The 22452-nt window shown below is 68.4% G+C and carries 22 protein-coding genes; 16 read left to right on the top strand and 6 right to left on the bottom strand.

All coding sequences use genetic code 11. The annotated features are described in order from the left end of the window. The first annotated feature begins 139 nt into the window (after positions 1-139). Together L3Q65_RS31700 and L3Q65_RS31695 are read left to right on the top strand one after the other, a co-directional pair. Entirely contained in the window at positions 140-1846 is a 1707-nt protein-coding gene (locus L3Q65_RS31700; protein WP_237600966.1) for an SDR family oxidoreductase, read from the top strand. A gap of 14 nt (positions 1847-1860) precedes the next feature. Next, a complete protein-coding gene (locus L3Q65_RS31695; protein WP_237600965.1) occupies positions 1861-2442 on the top strand; it encodes a TetR/AcrR family transcriptional regulator in 582 nt (193 codons plus the stop codon). Between the two features lie 54 nt (positions 2443-2496). On the opposite strand, the gene L3Q65_RS31690 is transcribed toward L3Q65_RS31695, so the two are convergent. Next, positions 2497-3636 (bottom strand): citrate synthase 2, encoded by a 1140-nt coding sequence (locus tag L3Q65_RS31690; RefSeq protein WP_182889535.1) that lies wholly within the window; start codon positions 3634-3636, stop codon positions 2497-2499. 399 nt (positions 3637-4035) lie between these two features. Between L3Q65_RS31690 and L3Q65_RS31685 the strand changes: the two genes are divergently transcribed. From L3Q65_RS31685 to L3Q65_RS31655, 7 genes are all read left to right on the top strand, one after another. Continuing rightward, the gene (locus L3Q65_RS31685) at positions 4036-4341 is read left to right on the top strand and encodes a DUF6355 family natural product biosynthesis protein (protein ID WP_237597382.1); all 306 of its coding nucleotides are present in this window, start codon (positions 4036-4038) and stop codon (positions 4339-4341) included. Between the two features lie 174 nt (positions 4342-4515). Then, positions 4516-4818, top strand: coding sequence for an urease subunit gamma (locus L3Q65_RS31680; RefSeq protein WP_182889537.1), 303 nt, complete (start codon positions 4516-4518; stop codon positions 4816-4818). 10 nt (positions 4819-4828) lie between these two features. Next, positions 4829-5134, top strand: a complete 306-nt coding sequence (locus tag L3Q65_RS31675) for an urease subunit beta (protein WP_182889538.1) — start codon at positions 4829-4831, stop codon at positions 5132-5134. After that, complete coding sequence (locus L3Q65_RS31670; RefSeq protein ID WP_182889539.1) at positions 5134-6855, top strand: urease subunit alpha; 1722 nt, start codon at positions 5134-5136, stop codon at positions 6853-6855. The genes L3Q65_RS31675 and L3Q65_RS31670 overlap by 1 nt, the downstream gene beginning before the upstream one ends. Then, positions 6855-7541, top strand: coding sequence for an urease accessory protein UreF (locus L3Q65_RS31665; protein WP_182889540.1), 687 nt, complete (start codon positions 6855-6857; stop codon positions 7539-7541). The genes L3Q65_RS31670 and L3Q65_RS31665 overlap by 1 nt, the downstream gene beginning before the upstream one ends. After that, on the top strand, positions 7531-8232 hold the full coding sequence (gene ureG, locus L3Q65_RS31660; protein WP_182889541.1) for an urease accessory protein UreG: 702 nt from the start codon (positions 7531-7533) through the stop codon (positions 8230-8232). The genes L3Q65_RS31665 and ureG overlap by 11 nt, the downstream gene beginning before the upstream one ends. After that, the gene (locus tag L3Q65_RS31655) at positions 8229-8957 is read left to right on the top strand and encodes an urease accessory protein UreD (protein WP_182889542.1); all 729 of its coding nucleotides are present in this window, start codon (positions 8229-8231) and stop codon (positions 8955-8957) included. Before ureG ends, L3Q65_RS31655 begins: the two co-directional genes overlap by 4 nt. Here the strand turns inward: L3Q65_RS31655 and L3Q65_RS31650 are convergent. After that, positions 8922-10598, bottom strand: coding sequence for a cytosine permease (locus tag L3Q65_RS31650; RefSeq protein WP_182889543.1), 1677 nt, complete (start codon positions 10596-10598; stop codon positions 8922-8924). The two genes, L3Q65_RS31655 and L3Q65_RS31650, sit on opposite strands and share 36 nt — an antisense overlap. Positions 10599-10844: 246 nt before the next feature. On the opposite strand from L3Q65_RS31650, the gene pdxH reads away from it, so the two are divergent. The 4 genes from pdxH to L3Q65_RS31630 all read left to right on the top strand — a co-directional run bounded on the left by pdxH (position 10845) and on the right by L3Q65_RS31630 (position 15123). Beyond that, a complete protein-coding gene (gene pdxH, locus L3Q65_RS31645; RefSeq protein WP_037819929.1) occupies positions 10845-11510 on the top strand; it encodes a pyridoxamine 5'-phosphate oxidase in 666 nt (221 codons plus the stop codon). Positions 11511-11810: 300 nt separating this feature from the next. After that, positions 11811-13106, top strand: a complete 1296-nt coding sequence (locus tag L3Q65_RS31640) for an MFS transporter (RefSeq protein WP_182889544.1) — start codon at positions 11811-11813, stop codon at positions 13104-13106. Positions 13107-13142: 36 nt separating this feature from the next. Further along, positions 13143-13703, top strand: a complete 561-nt coding sequence (locus L3Q65_RS31635; protein ID WP_220506740.1) for a DUF3558 family protein — start codon at positions 13143-13145, stop codon at positions 13701-13703. Positions 13704-13749: 46 nt separating this feature from the next. After that, a complete protein-coding gene (locus L3Q65_RS31630; RefSeq protein WP_237597381.1) occupies positions 13750-15123 on the top strand; it encodes an APC family permease in 1374 nt (457 codons plus the stop codon). Here L3Q65_RS31630 and L3Q65_RS31625 read toward each other — a convergent pair. Together L3Q65_RS31625 and L3Q65_RS31620 are read right to left on the bottom strand one after the other, a co-directional pair. Further along, positions 15083-16711, bottom strand: coding sequence for a thiamine pyrophosphate-binding protein (locus L3Q65_RS31625; RefSeq protein ID WP_237597380.1), 1629 nt, complete (start codon positions 16709-16711; stop codon positions 15083-15085). The two genes, L3Q65_RS31630 and L3Q65_RS31625, sit on opposite strands and share 41 nt — an antisense overlap. Further along, the gene (locus L3Q65_RS31620) at positions 16708-17505 is read right to left on the bottom strand and encodes a cyclase family protein (RefSeq protein ID WP_182889548.1); all 798 of its coding nucleotides are present in this window, start codon (positions 17503-17505) and stop codon (positions 16708-16710) included. The genes L3Q65_RS31625 and L3Q65_RS31620 overlap by 4 nt, the downstream gene beginning before the upstream one ends. Positions 17506-17749: 244 nt before the next feature. On the opposite strand from L3Q65_RS31620, the gene L3Q65_RS31615 reads away from it, so the two are divergent. Beyond that, the gene (locus L3Q65_RS31615; RefSeq protein ID WP_182889549.1) at positions 17750-18892 is read left to right on the top strand and encodes an aminotransferase class V-fold PLP-dependent enzyme; all 1143 of its coding nucleotides are present in this window, start codon (positions 17750-17752) and stop codon (positions 18890-18892) included. 9 nt (positions 18893-18901) lie between these two features. Beyond that, positions 18902-20332 carry an amino acid permease gene (locus L3Q65_RS31610; protein ID WP_237597379.1) on the top strand — a complete coding sequence of 477 codons (1431 nt, stop codon included), beginning with the start codon at positions 18902-18904 and terminating at the stop codon, positions 20330-20332. Here L3Q65_RS31610 and L3Q65_RS31605 read toward each other — a convergent pair whose 3' ends face one another. Then, entirely contained in the window at positions 20333-20896 is a 564-nt protein-coding gene (locus L3Q65_RS31605) for a TetR family transcriptional regulator (protein ID WP_182889551.1), read from the bottom strand. It abuts the gene before it with no gap. A gap of 87 nt (positions 20897-20983) precedes the next feature. On the opposite strand from L3Q65_RS31605, the gene L3Q65_RS31600 reads away from it, so the two are divergent. Beyond that, positions 20984-21709: an SDR family oxidoreductase gene (locus L3Q65_RS31600; RefSeq protein WP_182889552.1), complete on the top strand. Its 726-nt coding sequence runs from the start codon at positions 20984-20986 to the stop codon at positions 21707-21709. Here L3Q65_RS31600 and L3Q65_RS31595 read toward each other — a convergent pair. Continuing rightward, positions 21696-22448 (bottom strand): MBL fold metallo-hydrolase, encoded by a 753-nt coding sequence (locus tag L3Q65_RS31595; protein WP_182889553.1) that lies wholly within the window; start codon positions 22446-22448, stop codon positions 21696-21698. The genes L3Q65_RS31600 and L3Q65_RS31595 overlap by 14 nt on opposite strands. Between the last annotated feature and the right edge of the window lie 4 nt (positions 22449-22452).

Genomic DNA, 22452 nt, shown 5'->3' with positions numbered 1-22452 from the left:
CGCCGCGGAGGGCGGTCCGCGGGACGTCCGGGCAGTGGAATCGGGCTGTCCGTCGAACGGTGGACACACTGGTTTCCCGTGGAACCACGACGCTCGCTGTTGACAAGTTGTCTAACATGACAAGATGTCTCACAAGCAGGTGACTGCCAGCGACGGAGTCCGCCTTTCGGTCCGGGTGAGCGGCAACCCGGACGGACCCACGGTCGTGCTCGTGCACGGATACCCGGACAACAGTTCGATGTGGGACGGCGTCGCCGAGGAGTTGTGCCGCGAGCACCGCGTGGTCGTCTACGACGTACGCGGGGCGGGCGAATCCGACAAACCGCGAGAGCGCCGGGCGTACCGGCTGGACCAGCTCGCCGACGACCTCGCCGCGGTGGTCCACGAGGTGCAGCCATTCGGCAAGGTCCACCTCGTCGCGCACGACTGGGGTTCGATCCAGGCCTGGCACGCGGTCACCGGCGACCAGTTGCGCGGCCGGATCGCTTCGTACACCTCGCTTTCCGGACCCAGCCTCGATCACGCCGGCGCGTGGTTCCGCGATCAGCTGACCCGGCCGACGCCGCGTCGCCTCGGGCACGCGTTGCGGCAGTTCCTGCACTCGTACTACATCGTCGCGTTCCAGGTGCCGTTGATCCCGGAACTGTTGTGGCGCACGGGAATCATGCGCACGCTGATCCGGAAGCTGGAGCCCGCCGAGTCGGCGCCGAAGACGGCCGACGGCGTGCACGGGCTGAAGCTGTACCGGGCGAACATGGGCCCGCGGCTTTCCCGGCCGCGTCCGCGTCCGGCGGAAATCCCGGTGCAGGTGCTCGCGCCGAACGGCGATTCGTATGTGACCACGCCGCTGCAGACCGAGGTCGAGCGCTGGGTGCCGGATCTGCATGTCCGGCGGGTGATCGGATCGCACTGGATTACCCGGACCAAGCCGGAAGTGGTTGCGGCCGCGGCGGCTGAGCTGATCGCGTCGGTGGAGACCGGCGAGGAAACGCGGGCGCTGCGGCGGGCGCGGGTCGGTCGCGGCAGCGGTCGCTTCGCGCATCACCTCGTGGTCGTGACCGGCGCGGGCAGCGGGATCGGCCGCGAGACCGCGCTGGCATTCGCGGCCGAGGGCGCCGACGTGGTCGTCAGCGACATCAACGGCGATTCGGCCGCGGAAACCGCGAAACTGGTGCGGGAGCGCGGGGTCGACGCCGGTGAGTACACAGTGGACTCTTCGGACGGCGAGGCGGTCGCCCGGTTCGCCGCGCAGGTGCGAGACGAGTTCGGCGTGCCGGACATCGTGGTGAACAACGCCGGGATCGGCATGTCCGGCCCGTTCCTCGACACGACGATCGAGGACTGGGAGAAGGTCGTGGACGTCAACCTGTGGGGCGTGATCCACGGGTGCCGTGCGTTCGCGCCGATGATGAAGGAACGCGCTGAGGGCGGCCAGATCGTCAACCTCGCTTCTGCCGCGGCTTATCTGCCGTCGAAGATCCTCACCGCTTACGGCACCACGAAGGCCGCCGTGCTCGCATTGAGCAATGGCTTGCGCGCGGAGCTGGCGTCCGAGGGAATCGGCGTCACCGCGGTTTGCCCGGGGCTGGTGAACACGAACATCACCAAGACCACCAAGTTCGTCGGTGTGGACGAGGTCGAGGAGAAGCGGCGGCAGAAGGAATCGTCGAAGCTCTACGCCCGCCGCAATTTCGGCCCGGAGCGCGTCGCGCGCGACATTCTGCGTGCGGTGGAGAAGAACGTCGCGATCCAGCCGTCCACTCCGGAAGCGAAGGTCGCGCTGGTCCTTTCGCGACTGACGCCGGGTTTGCTTCGGGCAGCGGCGAAACTGGACGTCACGCCGTGAGCCGTCCGCGCCGGATGACCGCGCAGGCCCGGCGGGACGATCTGATCGCGGCCGCGCTGGATTTGTTCGGCACCCGGGCTCCGGAATTGGTCACGGTGGACGACATCGTGGCGCGCGCCGAGGTGTCGCGGCCGTTGTTCTACCGGTATTTCCCGAGTCTGCGAGAACTGCAAATGCAGGCCTTGCGCACGGTCACCGACGGTTTGGTCGACCGGCTCGCGACCCTTGAGGAAGGCCCGCCGGAAGAACGGCTGCGCGCGGCCGTGCGCGGGCTCGTCGATGTCGCCGCGCACTACCGCGAAGGCTATGTCGCGTTGCTGCGCAGCGGTTCGGTCATCGCCACTTCGGAGACCGACGCGGCGATCGACGAGGTCCGCAACCGTGCCGTCGAGCTGATCCTCGAAGCGCTGGCGATCCCGGAACCGTCACCGTTGGTGCTGCTGACCCTGCGCTGCTGGACCGCCGTGGTCGAGGGCGCGCTGCTGTCGTGGCTGCAAGAAGGCACTGTCCCGCGCGAAACGCTGGACGGCTGGCTGGTCGATGAGCTCACCGCGATGCTCGCCGCCACCGACGCGCACCTGGCCACAACGCCGTGAAGGACTCCTTGCGGGAATCAGATTCCCGCAAGGAGTCCTTCACGGACAAATGGTTCAGATCTGGGTGACGAGGTCCCAGCCTTCGACCTCGGACGGCGTGCGCGGGCCGGGGCCGACGTACTTCGCCGACGGACGGACCAGGCGGCCGGTCTGCTTCTGCTCCAGGATGTGCGCCGCCCAGCCGGCGGTGCGTGCGGAGGAGAACATCGCGGGCATCATGTGCGGCGGCACCTTCGCGAAGTCCAGGATCACCGCGGCCCAGAACTCGACGTTCGTTTCGATCGGGTGGTCCGGACGGCGTTCGCGCAGCTCGGCCAGCGCGGCCTGCTCCAGCGCGGCGGCCACCTCGTAGCGCTCCGCGCCCAGTTCCTTGCAGGTGCGGCGCAGCACGCGGGCGCGCGGGTCCTCCGCGCGGTACACGCGGTGGCCGAAGCCCATCAGCCGCTCCTTGCGGTCGAGGATGCCCTTGACCAGCGCGCGGGCGTCACCCGAGCGCTCGACCTCCTCGATCATCGGCAGCACGCGCGCCGGTGCCCCGCCGTGCAGCGGGCCGGACATCGCGCCGATCGCGCCGGACAGCGACGCCGCGACGTCCGCCCCGGTGGAGGCGATGACGCGGGCGGTGAAGGTGGAGGCGTTGAGGCCGTGCTCGGCTGCGGAAACCCAGTACGCGTCGACCGCCTTGACGTGCGCCGGGTCCGGCTCGCCGCGCCAGCGGATCATGAACCGCTCGGTGATCGACTTGGCCTCGTCGACCCGCGACTGCGGCACCGCGGGCTGGCCGATGCCGCGCGCGGACTGCGCGACGTAGGACAGCGCCATCACCGAAGCGCGGGCGAGCTGGTCGCGCGCCTCTTCGTCGGTGATGTCGAGCAGCGGCCGGTAACCCCAGATCGGGGCGAGCATGGCGAGCGCGGCCTGGACGTCGACGCGGACGTCGCCGGTATGCACCGGAAGCGGGAACGGCTCGGCGGGCGGAAGCCCGGTCCCGAACCGCCCGTCGACCAGGAGGCCCCATACGTCGCCGAAGGTCACCTTCCCGGCGAGGTCCTCGATGTCGACGCCGCGGTAGCGCAGCGCACCGCCGTCCCGGTCGGGTTCGGCGATTTCGGTTCGAAACGCGACGACGCCTTCGAGACCAGGCCGGAACCCGTCGTCGGCTTCGTTGGTGGTGCTGATCGTGGAGGTAGTCACTCTTCGCGAACCCTTTCGATGCGCATTCCCCGGCTGTGTTGTGCACGCGCGGACGGGATACACGCTGGCTCCTTGCGCGCCTCATCGCACGGTGGGACAAACCATGCTCCCTTTGCCCGGCCGGGGCAACGGAAGATGTCGTGGTTTCGGTCACGATTACGAGAACGATTCAGTCCAGGTGGGGCCGGGACGCGACTTTCTCCCGTCCAGCGAGGTGACCGCAGACTGGTACCCCGGTGGCGACGAGGTGAACCCCGGCTTGCCAAGGGACGTGACTCCGGCTGCCGGTGGCGGCGCGGGCGGACCCGGTCAGGTGAATCTGTGAAGTTGCAAGATCTCGATGACGGCTTCCGCTAAGTTATTTACTGACCAGTTGCTCTGAGTAACCGAGGGGAAAACATGAAGAAGCGATTCCTGTTAGCCGCAGCGGCCGCGACGCTGGCTGTGGCGACGTGTGCGCCCGCCGCCGAGGCTTCACCGGCGTCACCGTGCGGGTTTTCGAGGGTGGGCAGCAACTCCTTCTACAACCACTGCGGCAACGACTGGGCCTGGATCTTCATCGACTATTCGGCGGACAACCTTCGCGGCGAGTACTGCTTCAAGCCGCATTCCGAGCGCGGGGTCGGGCAGTTCGACGGCGATCCGCGGGGCGCTTGGTACACCCGGACCGCGACGACCGACGGCACCCGTTGCACTAATAGGTAACGCTTTCTAGCCGGCGGGGCGGCCTGGGTGTTCCGGGCTGCCCCGCCGGCTTGTGTGCGCAGGCTGCCTTCTCCCGGCGCGAGTTCCTGGATGACGGGAATGTGCTTCTGTCGTCGTGTAAACACCGTGTATCCGAATCAGGCGGAGCGCCTTGTCCGGTGGTAAGAACTTGCCATGCACCTGAGCCCGCAGGAACGCGACAAACTGCTGGTCCACGTCGCGGCGGACGTTGCTCGCAAACGGCTCGAACGCGGTCTTCGGCTCAATCATCCCGAAGCCGTCGCGCTCATCACCGACTACGTCCTGGAGGGCGCTCGCGACGGGCGCACGGTCAGTGAACTCGCGGCGGGCGGGCGCACCGTGCTGACCCGGGCGCAAGTGCTCGACGGGGTGCCGGAAATGGTCGATTCAGTGCAAGTGGAAGCCACTTTCCCGGACGGCACGAAACTCGTCACGGTGCACGAACCGATCGGTTGAGGAGGAATTCTTGCGGCCAGGCGAGATCATTCCCGGCGACGAGCCGGTACCGCTGAATCCGGGGCGTGCCCGGGTCCGGCTGCGCGTGCGCAACCTCGGCGACCGGCCGGTGCAGGTCGGTTCGCACTACCACTTCGCCGCGGTCAACCCCGGTCTGGAGTTTGACCGCGAAGCCGCCCGCGGGCACCGGCTCGACGTGCCCGCCGGGACCTCGGTGCGCTTCGAACCGGGCATTGACCGGGAAGTCGAGCTGGTCCCGCTCAGCGGGCACCGGCGGGTGCCGGGCCTGCGCGCCGAATACGCCGGGGAGTTCTGATGCCGGAGATCGACCGCGCTCGCTACGCCGAACTGTTCGGCCCGACCGCGGGGGACCGGATCCGGCTCGCGGACACCGATCTGCTGATCGAGGTGACCGAGGACCGCTCGATCGGTCCCGGCGGCAGCGGCGACGAGGTGCTGTTCGGCGGCGGGAAGGTGATCCGCGAGTCGATGGGCCAGGGCATGGCGACCCGCGCCGAGGGAGCGCCGGACCTGGTGATCACCGGCGCGGTGATTCTCGACCATTGGGGTGTGGTGAAGGCGGACGTCGGTGTCCGCGACGGACGCGTCGTCGGCATCGGCAAGGCGGGTAATCCAGACACTATGGACGGTGTCGATCCGGCGCTGGTGATCGGGCCGTCCACGGAAGTGCTGGCGGGCAACGGGAAAATCCTCACCGCCGGCGGCATCGACTGTCACGTCCATTTCGTGTGCCCGCAGCTGGTGGACACCGCGCTCGCGGCCGGACTGACCACCTTGGTCGGTGGCGGCACCGGGCCGAATGAGGGCACCAAGGCGACCACGGTGACTCCCGGCTCCTGGAACCTCGGCCGGATGTTGTCCGCAATGGACGGACAGCCGGTGAACGTGTTGCTGCTGGGCAAGGGAAACACTGTCCGGCATGAAGCTCTGCGGGAACAGTTGGCGGCCGGAGCGGGCGGGTTCAAGCTGCACGAGGACTGGGGTTCGACGCCAGCGGCGATCGATGCCTGTCTCACTGTCGCCGATGAATCCGGCGTTCAGGTCGCGATCCACACGGACACGCTCAACGAGGCCGGGTTTCTGGAGTCCACTGTGGAGGCGATCGGCGGCCGGTCGATCAATGCCTACCACACCGAGGGCGCGGGCGGCGGGCACGCGCCGGACATCATCGAGGTGTCCGGAATGGCGAACTTCCTTCCGTCATCGACGAATCCGACCCGGCCGCACACCGTCAACACCCTCGACGAGCACCTCGACATGCTGATGGTGTGCCACCACCTGAACCCGTCGGTGCCCGAGGATCTCGCGTTCGCGGAAAGCCGGATCCGGCCGAGCACGATCGCCGCCGAGGACGTGCTGCACGATCTGGGCGCGATCTCGATGATGAGTTCCGATTCGCAGGCGATGGGGCGGATCGGCGAGGTGATCATCCGGACCTGGCAGACCGCGCACGTCATGAAAGGCCGCCGCGGCGCGCTTCCCGGCGATGGCGCCGCGGACAACCTGCGGGCCCGTCGTTACGTCGCGAAGTACACGATCAACCCGGCGATCGCGCACGGAATGGACGCGGAGATCGGTTCGGTGGAGATCGGCAAGCTCGCCGATCTGGTGCTGTGGGAACCGAAATTCTTCGGCGTGCGTCCGCATGTGGTGTTGAAGGGCGGCTTCCCGGCGTGGGCGGCGATGGGAGACGCGAACGCTTCGATTCCCACGCCGCAACCGGTGCTCGCGCAGCCGATGTTCGGCGCCGCGCCTGCTGTGGCGGCGGCGTCCAGCCTGCATTTCGTGGCTCCGGAAGCGCTGGATTCCGGTTTGGCCGAACAATTCCGCATCGCCCGGCCGTTGGTTCCGGTCGCGAACACTCGCCGTCGGACGAAAGCGGACATGGTGCTGAACGACGCGACTCCGGAGGTGCGAGTGGATCCGGACAGCTTCGCGGTGCGTGTGGACGGAGAACTGATCGAACCGCATCCGGTGGCCGAACTGCCCATGGCACAACGGTATTTCCTGTTCTGATGGACCCAGTCGCCCTCATTATCGCCGACTCGCGGTTCCCGGGTGGCGGGCACGTGCATTCCGGCGGCCTCGAAGAGGCAGCCGCGCGCGGAATCGTCCGGTCCGAACGAGACTTGCCGGGGTTCCTCTTTGGACGGTTGCGTACCGCGGGACTGCTCGCCGCCGTATTCGCTGCTGCCTCAGCGCACGCCGCGGCTCGAGCAGTCGAAAGTGTCCATTGGCTACGGCTCGATCAGGAACTCGACGCCCGCACGCCCTCGCTCGCGCAACGGGAAGCGTCGCGAGCACAAGGCCGCGGCACCGCGCGAGCCGGACGTGCGGCGTGGCCGTCGCCAGTGCTGTCCCAACTGCTCGCTGAGACCCCGCGCCCGCACCATCCGATCATCAGCGGCGCGCTCGTCGGCATCAGCGGCGGCAGTCCGTTCGACGCGGCCATGGCGATCGCTTACCTCGCCGTGAGCGGTCCCGCGAGCGCGGCGGTTCGCCTGCTCGGGCTGGACCCGTTCGCCGTGAACGCGGTGGTCGCGCGGCTCGCCGGGCCGTTGCGCGAGGTCAGCGGCCAGGCTGCCGAAACCGCCGGTGCCGATCCGGCCGAGTTGCCCGCGCCAGCGTCGCCGGCGCTGGATCTGTTCGCCGAGGAACACGCTCGGCATCATCAGGAAGAGGTGCGTCTCTTTGCCAGCTGAACACGGTCACGGGCACTTCCACGCGGTCAACTTCGACCCGACCGCCGCCGAACCGGACCATTACGACGCGGCGCCGACCGCCGGACGCGCGTACCGGATCGGCATCGGCGGCCCGGTCGGCAGCGGCAAAACCGCGCTCACCGCCGCGCTGTGCCGCGCGCTCGGCGGGGAACTGAACCTGGCCGTGGTCACCAACGACATCTACACGACCGAGGACGCCGATTTTCTGCGCCGGGCAGGCGTGCTGGACCCGGAGCGGATCGAGGCGGTGCAGACCGGAGCCTGTCCGCACACCGCGATCCGCGACGACATCACCGCGAATCTCGACGCGGTCGAACGGCTGGAGGAGAAGTTCCCCGGCCTGGAGCTGGTCATCGTGGAAAGCGGCGGCGACAACCTCACCGCGGTGTTCAGCCGGGGACTGGCCGACAGCCAGATCTTCGTGGTCGACGTCGCGGGCGGGGACAAGGTGCCGCGCAAGGGCGGCCCCGGCGTGACGACGGCCGACCTGCTGGTGATCAACAAAACCGACCTCGCCCCGCTGGTCGGAGCCGACCTGACCGTGATGACCTCGGACGCCCACCACATGCGCGGCGACCTGCCGGTGTTCACCCAGTCCCTAGTGGACACTCCGGACGCTCCCGCCGTGGCGGACTGGGTGCGTTCGCTGGTGCCGGTCCGGCAGGGGTGAAAGCACACGCGCGCCTGGTTGCCGCCCTCGACGACGGACGGACGGTGCTGCGAGAACTGAAGTCGATGGCGCCGCTGACGCTCGTCCCGCGCCGCCAGCGCGGCTCCGGCGCGATGGTGCACCTGGTCAACTCGGCCACCGCTCCGCTCGGCGGCGATGAACTGCGGCTCGAGATCCACGTCGGGCCGGGTGCGGAACTGAAGTTGTCCGGCGTCGCGGCGACCCTCGCCTTGCCCGGTCTGCGCGAGGTGCCCAGTTTGTCCACTGTGGAGGTCGTCGTCGAGGACGGTGGTTCCTTCGAGTACTTGCCGGAGCCGACCGTCGTCACCGTCCGCGCCGACCACGTCGCCGTGCTGCGCGCCGACCTGGCTGCCGACGCTCGGTTCCACACCCGGGAAGTCCTCGTCCTCGGCCGGGAAGGCGAGCGTCCGGGCCGGTTGTCCTCCACAGTGCACGTGACCTGCGGCGGAGTCCCGGCGCTCCGGCAGACACAGACGGTGGGCGATGTCGCGCTGGACGCCAGCCTCGCTGTCCTCGCCGGGCATCGAGTGCTGGTGACCGAGTTGGAGTTCGGCGGTCCGCAGCGGCGAGCGGAGTCCGGACCGTGGTGGTCGCGGACCCCGCTCGCCGCGGGCGGCACGCTGACGACCGCGGTCGGCCCGGACGTGGTGACCGCGTCGAGACTCGGGTCAGCCCGCGGAGCGGAAAGTCGGCTCGGGCAGTGAGACCGGGCCGGCGGTGCGGCACATGTCGTGGCAGCTGCTGTCGAGCGTGCAGCACAGCGAGCAGATCGCGCCGCCCTGGTTCGCGCAGTCGGCGATGTCCGGCAGTTCGTAGGCGTCGCCGCAGACCGAGCAGTTGTGCGTGGCGGTGCGGTCCTGGTCGACCTCGGGACCGGAAACGAGGTTGGGCCGCACCAGGTAGTACCGGCCGCGGGTGGCCACCGCGAGCACCGGCACCAGCACAACGGCGATCACCAGCGCCAGCAGTGGGCTGAAGGCCGCCGGATACTCGCCGAACGCGCCGAAGTACGCCGCGATCGACACCGCGGAAGCGATCAGCATGGCGCCGAAGCCGACCGGGTTGATCTTGTGCAGGTAAGCGCGTTTGAATTCGATGTAGCGCGGGGAAAGGTCGAGCGGTTTCGCGATCACGAGGTCCGCGCACACCGCGCCGATCCAGGCGATCGCGACGTTCGAATAAAAGCCGAGGATCTTGTTCAGGAAACCGAACGCGCCGAACTCCATCAGCGCGAGCGCGATCCCGCAGTTGACCAGCACGTACCAGGCGCGGCCCGGGTGCCGGTGCAGTACCCGGGAGAAGAAGTTCGCGAAGGACAGCGAGCCGGAGTACGCGTTCGTCGTATTGATCTTGATCTGCGAAACCACCACGAACAACGCGGCGAAGGTGAGCGCGGCCGGTCCGAGCGCGGGCCGCACCGCCTCGAGATAGGGCGCGATCGGCTCCAGCGCCGCGGTCTTGCCGACCGCCCCGAGCGCGAGGAACGCCAGCAGGGCGCCGCCGATCTGCTTGGCCGCGCCGAGCACCACCCAGCCTGGCCCGGCGGCGAGCACCGCGGCCCACCATGAGCGCTTGTTCTCCGCCGTCTTCGCCGGCATGAAGCGCAGGTAGTCGGCCTGCTCGCCGATCTGCCCGATCAGCGACAGCGCGATGCCCATCCCGAACCCGAAGCCGACCGCGGAGAATCCGGAACCCGCGCCCTCGATGCCGCCGAACGTCGCGAACTCGGCGAATCGTCCGGGTTCCCGCACGAGCACGACGACGAACGGCAGTACCAGTCCGGCGATCCAGATCGGCTGCGTCCAGGTCTGCATCTTCGCGACCGCGCCCATCCCGTAGAGCGCGAACGGCAGCACGATCAGCGTCGCCAGCAAGTAGCCGACCGGCAGCGGAATGCCGAGCGCCAGCTGGAACGCCTGACCCATGATCGAGCCTTCGAGGGAGAAGAAGATCACGGTGAAGCTGGCATAGACGAGCGAGGTGAGGGTGGACCCGAAGTAGCCGAATCCGGCGCCGCGGGTGAGCAGGTCCATGTCCACGCCGTAGGTCGCGCAGGCGCGCGCGATCGGTACTCCGGTCACGAAGATCACCACAGCGGCGGCCAGGATGGCGAGGACTCCTGAGGTGAAGCCGTAGGACAGCACGATGCTGGCGCCGATGGCGAAGTCGGCGAGGTAGGCGATCCCGCCGAGCGCGGTCGTCGCGACGACCAAGGGCGACCAGCGCCGGAACGATTGCGCGGCGAAGCGCAGTGAGTAATCCTCGCGGTTTTCGTCGGCGGCGAGTGCGGCGTAGGTGCGTTGCGGCTTTCGCGTGCCGTCGCGTTCGGACAGAGTTTCGGTCATCTGACCTGCCTCCGTAACTGGGGACGGGTGCCGGAGCAGGTCGAAAGGTAGGTGCGGCCTGTATCGATCAGGGACCAGCTCGTGAACGACGCGTTACAACTCGGCGTCCTGCGGTTACGGCCCGATGGCGGGCCGGGCGTGGCAGGAGTCACCGTTCGGTGGGTTTCGCCCGGACCGGCGACCCAATACCGTCGCTGAATAGCCGTGATTCGACACCCTCACCAGGGGTAACGGAGGTTGGGCCGGATGACACCGGAGATCGACGAGGCGGTCGTGCGGCTGCCTGGCATGCGGGTGGCCTACGACAGCGCGCCGTTTGACGAGTCCGCGCTCGCGGCCACGTGGCATGACCAGCTGGAGAGCTGGCTGAGCCAGGCGGTGTCCGAAGCACTCGCCGAACCCAACGCGATGGTGCTCGCGACCGCCGACGCCGAAGGCAGGCCTTCTTCGCGCACGGTGCTGTGCAAGGGCTTCGACGAACGCGGAGTGGTTTTCTACACGAACTACACGTCGGCGAAGAGCCACGACCTCACGGCGACGCGCTACGCGTCGGCCACCTTCCCCTGGTACCCGCTGCACCGCCAGGTGACGGTACGCGGCGAGGTCGAGAAGGTCAGCGCGGACGAGACGGCCGCCTACTGGGCCCAGCGCCCGCGCGGGTCGCAGCTGGGAGCGTGGGCGTCGCCGCAGTCGCGCGTAGTCGAGGGGCGGCGGGCGCTCGACAACGCCCTGCGCAATATCGAACGCCGGTTCGGCGATGTCGAGCAGATCCCGGCTCCGCCGCATTGGGGCGGGTGGCGGATTCGGCCGGACTTTGTCGAGTTCTGGCAGGGGCGCGAGGATCGGATGCACGATCGGCTTCGTTTTCACCGGACTCACGACGGATGGCACGTGGAGCGGCTGGCTCCCTGATCGTTGCTGCTTCGGACGCCGTCCCTTGGCTTTGGCCTGGGGGCGGCGTTTCGTAGTGTGAGGCTGGCTAACGCGGCGTGTGGCGGGTCGGCGGGAGCGGAGAGAGCCACGCGGCCCGAGCCGCAGTCCGGCGAATGCGGCGTTTGTCGCGTGGGACGCACCCAATGCGGCATTGGGGCGCTTGGACCCGCCGCCCAGCCCGCCTTCAGCCAGGTCCCGGCAGTCGGCAACCTCGCGCTCGCCTGCCTGCGGGGAAAATCACCTGCACCAGCTTCGTTAGCGCAACTAAGCTGATAGCTCGTGACTTCAGAACCGGGGATACGCCCGCCCCGTACCGGGGCCCGCAAGCTCCTCGGCCGGATTGTCGTCGACACTCGTCCGCTCAAGATTCCGGCGTTCCGGCGGCTGTGGATGTCCACCGCGGTGACCGCGGTCGGGTCCCAGCTCACCGCGGTCGCGGTGCCGAAGCAGGTTTTCGACATCACCGGATCGTCCGGGTACGTCGGGCTGACCGGCGCGGTCGCGCTCGTTCCGCTGCTCGTGTTCGGGCTGTGGGGCGGGGCGATCGCGGACGCGGTCGACCGGCGCAAGCTGCTGCTCGTCACCAACGTCGGCGTCGCGATCACCTCCGCGCTGCTGTGGCTTCAGGCGTTCACCGGGATGCACTCGGTGTGGGTGGTGCTCGCGCTGCTCGCCGCGAACCAGGCGTTCTTCGCGATCAATATGCCGACCCGCGGCGCGGTCGTCGCGCGGCTGGTGCCTGCTCCATTGCTGCCGTCGGCGAATGCGCTCAACACCACCATGTCCACCTTCGGCGCGGTGTTCGGGCCGCTGTTCGGCGGGGCGCTGATCCCGGTGATCGGACTGTCCACTTTGTACTTGGTGGATGTCTGTGCGCTGGCGATCACGCTGATCGCGGTGTGGCGGCTGCCCTCGATCCCGCCGCTCGGCGAGGGGACGCGCAAGGCCGGGATCGGCTCGGTCGTCGACGGATTCCGTTACCTGGCGCACCAAAAGGTGCTGCTGGCGTCGTTCGTCGTGGACATCATCGCGATGGTCGCGGGCATGCCGAGGGCGTTGATCCCGGAGATGGCCGAGCGGACGTTCGGCGATCCGCCCGGCGGCGGTCCGGCGCTCGGCATGCTCTACGCCGCGCTGCCCGCGGGCGCGATGCTGATCGGGTTGTTCTCCGGCTGGCTGCACCGGGTGCAGCGGCAAGGCGCGGCGGTCGTCATCGCGATCTGCTGCTGGGGCGCGGCGATGGCGGCGTTCGGGCTCGCGCATTCGCTGTGGCTGGCCGTGCTCTTCATGGCGCTCGGCGGCGCGGCGGACATGGTCAGCTCGGTCTACCGGCAGGCGATCCTGCAGACCGCCACCACCGACGAGATGCGCGGACGGCTCCAGGGCGTCTTCACCGTGGTCGTCGCGGGCGGGCCGCGGATCGCCGACCTCACGCACGGCTGGTCCGCGGCGGCGTGGGGGACCAAGGTCGCGGCGACCGGCGGCGGGTTGCTGGTGATCGTGCTGACGGTGGCCTCGCTGGCGGTTTTGCCCGGGTTCTGGCGGTATCGGGCTCCGGTGGAAGAGGGCCACTGACACTCGCGTTACTCCGTTCGGAATAGCATGCCCGATATGCGTGCATATCCGATCGCTCTGCTGATCTCCGCCGCCGCTGTTCTCACTGCCTGCTCTTCTGGCGAGCAGAAAGCCGCCGCGCCTGCCCCGCCGCCCGCGAGCAAGGCGCCTGCCTCCTCGTCCGCGCCCGCGGCCAAGGCCGCCGACACCTGCTCCTTGCTGCCGTCCGACGACGTCAGCAAGGCGATCAAGATCCCCGGCATCACGTCGAAGGCCGGCCCCGCCCACGACAATCCGAGCAACGGCGGCAAGGCCACGAGCTGCGAATACGTCGTCGAAGGCAAGACCGCGGGCGCGCTCGCGGTGACCCGATACGAGGGCCGCAAGGCCAAGCCCGCCGACATGATCGCCGCGATCAAGAAGGCCAAGCCGGGCGCGGTCGACGTGCCGGGCTTCCCAGACGGCGCCGTTTTTTACACCGACGAGCAGAAGACCGCCACGCTCGCCGCGGCGAAGGTGTCCAACGGGGTTCCGGTGCTGGTCAACTACACCGGACCGGTCAAGATGACCAAGGAAATGATGACCCCGCTGGTGCACACGGCGGTGGCCAAGGCCTGACCGGCCGACTTTGCGTACCCGTCCGGACAAGGCACACTAATCGCCCATGACGGACGTGAGCGAGGGTACAGCCAAGGTCGCCGAACCGGCTTTGCTGCGGGTCATGGGCCCGAAGCTGCTGCTGTTCTTCGTGGTCGGCGACATCATCGGCACCGGCGTGTACGCGCTGACCGGACAGGTGGCCGGACGCGTCGGCGGCGCGTTGTGGCTGCCGTTCCTGCTGGCGTTCGTGGTCGCCTTCATGACCGCGTTCAGCTATCTCGAACTGGTCGGCAAGTATCCGCGCGCGGCGGGCGCGGCGCTGTACACGAACAAGGCGTTCGGGGTGCCGTTCCTGACCTTCATGGTCGCGTTCGCGGTGATGTGCTCCGGCATCACGTCCGCTTCGTCGGCCGCGGTGGCGTTCGGCGCGACCTATCTCGCGGCGTTCGTGAAGCTGCCGACGGTGCTGGTCGGCATCGCGTTCGTGGTCCTGCTGGCGCTGATCAACTTCCGCGGCGTCGGCGAATCGGTGAAGGCCAACGTCGTCCTCACCTGCATCGAACTGTCCGGACTGTTGATCATCATCGGCGTCGGCGTGTGGGCGGTGCTGAACGGGGACGGCGAACCGTCGCGGCTGGTCGAGATCGACACCGCGGACAAGACGTGGCTGGTCGCCATCTCCTCGGCGACGTCGCTGGCGTTCTTCGCGATGGTGGGCTTCGAGGACTCGGTGAACATGGCCGAGGAATGCCACGACCCGGTGCGGATTTTCCCGCGCGCGATGCTGTGGGGCATGGTCATCGCCGCGACCATCTACGTGCTCGTCTCGGTGACGTCCTCGCTGTTGGTTCCGGCCGCCGAACTGGCCGGCGCGAAGAGCGACGCGCTGCTGAAGGTGCTCGACGTCGGCGCGCCGGGTTTCCCGCGCGAGATCTTCTCCGCCATCGGCCTGTTCGCGGTGATCAATTCCGCCTTGATCAACATGCTGATGGCCAGCCGCCTGCTGTACGGCCTTGCGAATGAACGCGTCCTGCCGCCGGTGTTCGGCCGGGTGCACCCGACTCGCCGGACGCCGTGGGTGTCGATCATCTTCACCAGTGTCATCGCCATCGGCCTGGTGTCCTTTGTGGACATCAGTGCGCTCGGCGGCACGACCGCGTTGCTGCTGCTCGTGGTGTTCGCCATCGTCAACATCGCGCTGTTGGTGCTGCGCAAGGACAAGGTGGCGCACAAACACTTCCGTGCGCCGACCGTGGTGCCGGTGCTGGCCGCGGTGTTCTGCCTGTACCTGGTCAGTCCGCTCTCCGGCCGTCCGGCACAGGATTACCAGGTGGCCGGCATCCTGCTCGCCGTCGGCCTCGTGCTGTGGGTGGTGAACCTCCTGGTGAAGCGGGCGCTCAGTGGTGCGTCATCGCGGCCTGGAGCCACCAGGCGCTGAACCCGGCGATCTTCGCGTCGACCACCAGCGGACGGTCGAGCCCGGCGGCGACCCGCGTCGCTACCTCGTCGAGGTCTTCCTTGGCCCGGACGGTGACCGCGTCGCAGCCGTAGCCGCGCGCGACGGCGGCGATGTCGGTGTCCGGGAAGGTCACCGTGTCGGCCGGATGTCCGCCGGGCTCGAAGAAGTACACCTCGGCGCCGTAGGCGTGGTCGTTGTAGACGACGATCAGCATCGGGAGCTTCAGGCGGACGACGGTTTCCAGTTCGGCGATGCTCATCAGGAACCCGCCGTCGCCGCACGCCGCGACCGGGAAGCGGTCCGGCTGGGCGAGTGCCGCGCCGATCGCGGTGGCCAGTCCGAGGCCGATCGACTGGAACGCCTGGGTGAAGCAGAAACCGTTCTCGTCCGGGACGTCCAGGTACATCGTGGGGTAGCCCATGAAGTTCCCGGAATCGACGCCGACGACCCGGTTCGCCGGAATGAGGTCGTCCAGTGCGGCGGACAGCGTGCGCGGGTCGATCGCCTCGGCGGTCCCGGCGTCGTCGTGTTCGTTGTCGCGCCAGCGGGCTTCCCGGGCGATCCGGTCCTTGAGATCGTCACTGCGGTATCCGTTGTGGACTTCGACCAGGTCGGCGACCGCCCGTGCGGTGCCGCCGGCATCGCCGACGATGCCAAGGTCGATCGGCCGGTTCCGGCCCAGCGCGGCGGATTCCAGATCGACCTGCACCAGCTTCGTTTCCGGCGAGAGCAGCCGTCCGTGCGCGGTAGTCCAGTCGTTGAGCGCGGATCCCCAGCCGACCACGACGTCCGCACCCTGGATCAGCTCGGTGGTCAGCGGAGCCGAGAACCCGCCGGACACCCCGATCGCCCACGGTTCGCCAGTGAACAGTCCTTTCGCGACCGCACCCTCGGCAAGCAGTGCCCCGCAGCGCTCTGCCAATGCGACCAGTTCGGCCCGGGCTTTCCGAGATCCGCGTCCACAAAGGAATACTGGACGCTCGGCTCGTTGCAGGATCGAAGCGAGCGCCTTCACGTCTGCCTCGGCAGCACGTGGCTGCGGCAGGGGTTCAATGGCGGTCAGCCCCTCGAGAAGGCCTTCATCGAACGGCTCGGCCTGGACTTCCAACGGGAGTCGCAAAAGGACGGTCCGCCGATCCCGTCGAGCTTGCGTGAACGCCCGCCGCACGTCGGACAGCGCGGTTTTCGCCGACCGCACCAGAATGCTGCTCGCCCCCACTGCCCGGGCCAGCGCGTCCTGGTCGATGTGAAAGTTCGACAGCGGATCCGTCGCCTCGCCGGTCACGACGACCAGCGGCGTCCGGCTCTTCGCCGCCTCGCCGATCCCAGTGGTCGCGTTGCCCAGCCCGCAGCCCTGGTGCACCGACACCGCCGCGACCTCGCCGCTGCACCGCGCGTAGGCGTCGGCCATCGTGGTCGCGCCGCCCTCGTGCCGGGCCGCGACGAACTCGGCCCCGCCCTGGATCAGGCCGTTGGTGAAGTGGAAGTTCCCGCTCCCCACCACGCCGAACGCCTTGCGGACGCCGAAGCGCGCCAACGCGATCCCGACGGCTTGGGCAACGTTCACGACTGAACTCCCGGCGTCACCGCGAGCACCCGCGCCGGACTGCCGGTCCCGCCGACGATCGGCAGCGGGCAGATCACGACGAGCGCACCGGTCGGCGGCAGCGAACCGAGATTCTGCAAGGAGGTAATGCCGTACTTGTCCGCGCCGAGCAAATGGTGGTGCGCGGGCATCGGCGGGTCGAGCGCGAAGCCGTTCCCGGCGTCGATGCCGACAGTTTCCACACCGTAGCCGGCGATCGGCGTTTCCTCGGCGAGCCATTTCGCAGCGGCGGCCGAGATGCCGGGCGTGTGGCTGGCCCCGTCGGAGAAATTGAGGAACGCGTCGCGGTCTTGCGCGTATCGGTCCCACCCGGAGTGCACGAGCAGCCAGCCGCCGGCGCGCAATGGTCCGTGCTCGGCTTCCCAGGCCCGGATGTCGTCGATCTCCAGCAGGAAGTCCGGATTGTCGGCGACGCGCGCGGAGATGTCGAGGACGTGCGCGGGACCGATCAGCCTGTCGACCGGCAGTTCCGAAACGTCCGCGCCGTCGCGGTTGGAGATCCAATGCCGCGGTGCGTCGAGGTGGGTGCCGATGTGCTCGCCGGTGTGGATGTTGTTGTGCCGCCACAGCGGTCCGGAATCGTCGAACTCGCTGACCGATTCGAGGCTGAAGTCGATCAGGTTCGCGAACGGCTCGGGCAGCTGAAGCGTCGGGGTTGCGGCGCTGAGCTTGTTGGTGAGGTCGACGACCTGAAGCCGGCCCTGCGCCAGCTGGGCCAGGAGCTGGTCGACCCCGGTTTCGGCGGGAGTGCTCATCGGTGCGTCCTCTCGGTCGCGAAGCGCGCTATTGCGGATCCCTGACGGTCGTTGACAGCGCGGAAGGCCATATCTACAGTACCGGTTTCAGCAGCACTGACGGAATAGCCGTCAGAGATCAGCCAGGGTGAACGCGCGGAGGTTTGACCCGGACTCCGAAGCCGGACGGAGCATCGACGCACAGTGCTCGCGCCGTTACGGTGGCGAACGGACCGGTCGCCCGCCAGTCAAGGAACGGAGTGTCGTGACCGACCAGCCCAGCCCAGTCGCTTTCCGGGCGCATTTCCCCGCCTTCGCCGACTCGGTGCACCTCGCGAGCTGCAGCCAGGGCGCGCTCTCGGACGCGCTGACCGCGGAGCTTTTCGAGTTCCAGCACACGATCCGCGAACACGGGGCGCCGTGGGACAAGTGGATGGCGAAGGTCGCCGAGGCACGGGCCTTGTTCGCCCAGTTGATCGGCGCGGACACCGACGACATCGCCGTCGTGCCGTCCGCGTCCGAAGGGGCATATCAAGTCGCGTCGACGCAGACATGGTCGGAGCGGCCGGGAATCGTCACGACCGACCTGGAATTCCCGTCGCTGGGCCATGTTTGGTTGGCGCAGCAGGGGCGCGGCGCGGACGTTCAATTCGTCGCGCACCATGACGGCCTGGTCGATACCGAGGACTACGCCGAGCTCATCACCGAGCAGACGCAACTGGTGTCGGTTCCATTGGTCAGCTACGCGAACGGTTTGCGCTTCCCGGTGCGCGAAGTCGCCGCGCTGGCCCGGGAAAACGGTGCGCGGAGTTTTGTCGACGCGTACCAGGGCCTCGGTGTCGAACCGGTCGACGTCGCCGAGCTTGGCTGCGACTACCTCGTCAGCGGCAGCCTGAAATACCTGCTCGGCATCTCCGGGATCGCGTTCCTGTATGTGCGGCCTGGCTTGCGCGACGCGGTTTCCCCGCCGCTGACCGGCTGGTTCGGCCGCACGAACCCGTTTGAATTCGATCCGCGGCACCTCGACTATCCCGAGCACGCCCGCCGCTTCGAGAGCGGGACGCCGTCGATCCCGTCCGCGTACGGTGCGGTCGCCGGGCTGAAGCTGGTGCGTCAGGTGGACGCGCACCGGGTGCGTGCCCACATCGGCGGGCTGACCGGGCAATTGCAGCAGCGGTTGCTCGACGCTGGGGAACAGCTCCGGTCCCCGCTGGACGACGCGCGGCGCGGTCCGCTCGTCGCCTTGGCCGACCGGGATCCCGACGCGCTGGCGGCGTTCCTCGCCGGGCGGCGGATCGTGTGCAGTGCCCGCGGCGACGTGCTGCGGATGTCCTTGCACTACTACAACGTCGAGTCCGATCTCGACGCCGTCCTCGCGGCGATCGCCGAGTACCGGGCGAGCCAGTAGGGAGCAGACATGGCCGAGTCCCCGTCCCCGAACCGGTTGCAGCGGAGGCTGCGCAGCAGGCAGTTGACGATGATCGGAATCGGCGGGGCCATCGGCACCGGCCTGTTCCTCGGATCGAGCCTGGCGATCTCGCACGCGGGACCGGCCGTGGTGCTCGCATACGTCCTTTGTGGACTGGTGGCGCTGGCGATTTCCTGGGCGCTGGCGGAAATGGTGGTGGTGCACCCGGCCGCCGGCGCGTTCGGCAGCATCGCGCACAAGTATCTCGGTGCGGGCAGCGGATTCGTGGTGCGCTGGGCGTACTGGGCCATGCAAGTGATCGCGATCGGCGGCGAGACGATCGCGGCCGGCGTGTACGTCCAGTTCTGGTGGCCGCGGATTCCGCTGTGGGTGCCGGTCGCGGTGTTCTCGCTGCTGGTGATCATCGTCAACGGCGCGGCGGTGCACATTTTCGGCGAGTTCGAGTACTGGTTCGCGATGATCAAGGTGTGCGCGATCCTGGTGTTCGTCGCACTCGGCCTGATTCTCGTCTTCTTCGGCCTGCCGAAGGCGCCTGCGCCTGGTCTCGCCAATCTCAGCGCGGGCGGCGGATTCCTGCCGAACGGCGTGTCCGGTCTGCTGCTGGCCATGGTGTTCGTGCTGTTCAGCTATATCGGCACCGAGGTGGTCTCGGTGACCGCGGCCGAATCCGAGAATCCCACCCGCGACATCCCGCGCGCGGCTCGGGCAATGGTGGTGCGATTGGCGATCTTCTACGTCGCGGCAATGCTCGTAGTGGTGCTGGTGGTGCCGTGGACGGTGACCGGCGAAGGCGGATCCATTACGGCCAGCCCGTTCGTCCGCGTCTTCCAAGCGGCCGGAGTTCCGGCGGCGGCGACGATCATGAACTTCGTCGTCCTCACCGCCGCGTTGTCGAGCGCGAACACCAACCTCTACCTCACCACGCGCATGTTGCATTCCCTTGCCGAGCATCGATTCGCCCCGTCCTGGGCCGGACGGCTGACGCGATCTGGAGTGCCGCGCAACGCGCTCGTGCTGTCCACCGCGGGCCTGGTGATCGCGACCGTCCTGTCCAAGAATTCCGATTCCAACGCGTATCTCGTGCTGTTCGGCATTTCGATCTTCGCCGCGCTCGTCGTGTGGATGATCATTCTGGTGACACACCTGGCGTTCCGGATCCGCCGTCGCCGCGCCGGGCTGCCGCCATCGCCAGTGCGGCTCTGGGGCGCGCCGGTGGTGAACGTCGTGGTGATCGCTTTCCTTGCCACCGTACTGATTTCGACGTTCTGGATCGAAGGTCTCGACCCGGCGTGGAAGTTCGGGATTCCGTTCTTCGTCCTGCTCGTGGTGGCCTATCTGGTGCTGCGGATGATCGGACGGACGAGGCGGGCCGCGGAAGCGGAATTGGAAGATTCGACGCTGGTGCGCGAGAAAGCCTGATCACGGGGTGAGGTGGGCGGCGAGTTCGGTTGCCGCCTCCCGCACCTGTGCGGCGAAATCCGTGCCCTCGGGCTGTTCGGTCCAGCGCTCGAACGCGGTTTGAAAGATCGCGATGCCGACCTGGGCAAGCATTTTCGCGCTCGATTCGGTCGCACCGCGTTCCCGCAATGCCTCGACGACTGCGGCAGTGACAGCCGCCAGTTTCGTGCGCTCTCGTTCTTGCAACTCCGGGCTGGACGCGATGATCGCGCGTCGTTGCGCGGCATGCGAAACCAGGCCGGCGAACAAATCGCCAGCGTCGACCAGCGCGGCCAGCAGCGCTGGGAACGGCGGAAGCGCGGAATCGGCGCGTCGGACAGCGTCGGCCATGGCGTCCGGGAGCCGCTCGGACCCGGCGAACAACACGTCGCGCTTGTCCGCGAAGTAACGCGAGAACGTGCGGCGGGTCAGCCCGGCACGCTCGGTGATCTGCGTGACCGTGGCGTTCTCGTAGCCGTGCTCGGCGAACAGCTCCAGCGCGGCCGCGCGGAGCCGCTCCTTGGCTTCGGGATCCCAGCGCGGCATGCAGTGATCTTAGCAGTGATGACTCAGTGGGTCATCACTGCTACAGTTGATGTCTCACTGAGTCATCAACCTCGGGAAGGACTCCTCATGTCTTTGCTTGACCAGCGGGTTGTCGTCATCGGCGGCAGCTCGGGAATGGGATTGGCGACCGCTCGAGCCGCAGCGGCGGCGGGCGCGTCCGTCACGATCGCGGCGAGCGGCAAGGAACGACTGGACGCGGCACTCGCCGAATTGCCGGACACCTGCGAAGGATTCGTCGCCGACGTACGTGACGACGCGAACGTCGCGGCGCTGTTCGAGCAGGTCGGCACGCTCGACCACCTCGTCTACACCGCCGGCGACGCGCTGCCTCCGCAGCCGCTCGCCGACCTGTCGCTCGATGACGCGCAGAGCGGGTTCTATGTCCGCTACTGGGGCGTCGTGAGCGCGGTGAAGCACGCCGCGCCGCGGATCCGCCCGGGCGGTTCGATCGTGCTGACGTCCGGGATCATCGGAGTCCGTCCGACGCCCGGAGCAGCGCTCGCAGCCGGTTCCGCCGGCGCGGTCGAGGGGCTGGCGCGCGGTCTGGCCGTCGATCTGGCACCGGTGCGGGTCAACACGGTCCGCCCGGGGCCGGTCCACACGCCGATGTGGGACGGCCTTCCGCAGCCGCAGCTCGACGCGATGGTCGCCGCGTTCACCGAACGAACGCTGACCAAATCGGTCGGCGAAGCGGACCAGATCGCGGCGACCAATGTGTACTTGATGGAGAACAGGTTCGTCACCGGTGCGGTGATCACCGTCGACGGAGGGTTCGTGCTTACCGGAAGCTGACCTGTTCGCCCGGCTTGAGCAGATGCAGCCGGTCTGCGAGCCCGGCCGACGTGAACGCCGGCCGCAGCGTGTCCGGGCCCTGGGTGAAATGCGCCCAATGCTCGAAGTGCAGCGGGACGACCTGGCGCGCGTTCAGGATCCGGGCTGCCTCGGCCGCGCCCTCGCTGGGCAGCGTCAGATACGCGTCGCCGACCAGCGGGGTTCGTGCCCCGCCGGCGAACAGGACGGCGATGTCGATCCGCTCGAAGCGCTCGGCGATCTGCCGCACTACGTCGAGGGAAGCGTTGTCGCCGCTGACGTAAACGGTCGGCTGGCCCTCGCCTTCGAGCACGAAACCGGTGACCTCGCCGACGAGATGCTCGCTGCCGTCCGGCCCGTGCCGCGCGGGCACTCCGGTGACGAAGACGCCGCCGAGGTCGTGCGACTCCCAGTTGGCCAGCGCCCGAACAGGGTCGCCGATCCGCTCCCTCGCCGAAGCGGTGGACAGGACGAGCGGGGCGTCGAGGGCGTACTCCCGCCCCGCCGCGTCCAGGTTGTCCGGGTGCTGGTCGTGGGAAAGCAGCACCGCGTCCACCTCGCCGACCTCCGCCGCCGAGATCGCGGGACCAGCGGTTTTCGCCAGCTTGCGAGTGCCGATCGGGTAATCGCCGGGGCTGTCGAAGGTGGGGTCGGTGAGCAGGCGGGTCTCGCCGTACTCGATGAGGGCGGTCGGGCCGCCGACGTACCAGATGCGCGTCACGCGG

The sequence above is a fragment of the Amycolatopsis sp. FU40 genome (genome assembly GCF_021903635.1).
In the GTDB taxonomy this organism is placed as follows: domain Bacteria; phylum Actinomycetota; class Actinomycetes; order Mycobacteriales; family Pseudonocardiaceae; genus Amycolatopsis; species Amycolatopsis dendrobii.
The sequence above is the reverse complement of the archived record's forward strand: the minus strand, read 5'-3'. Positions and strand labels throughout refer to the sequence as shown.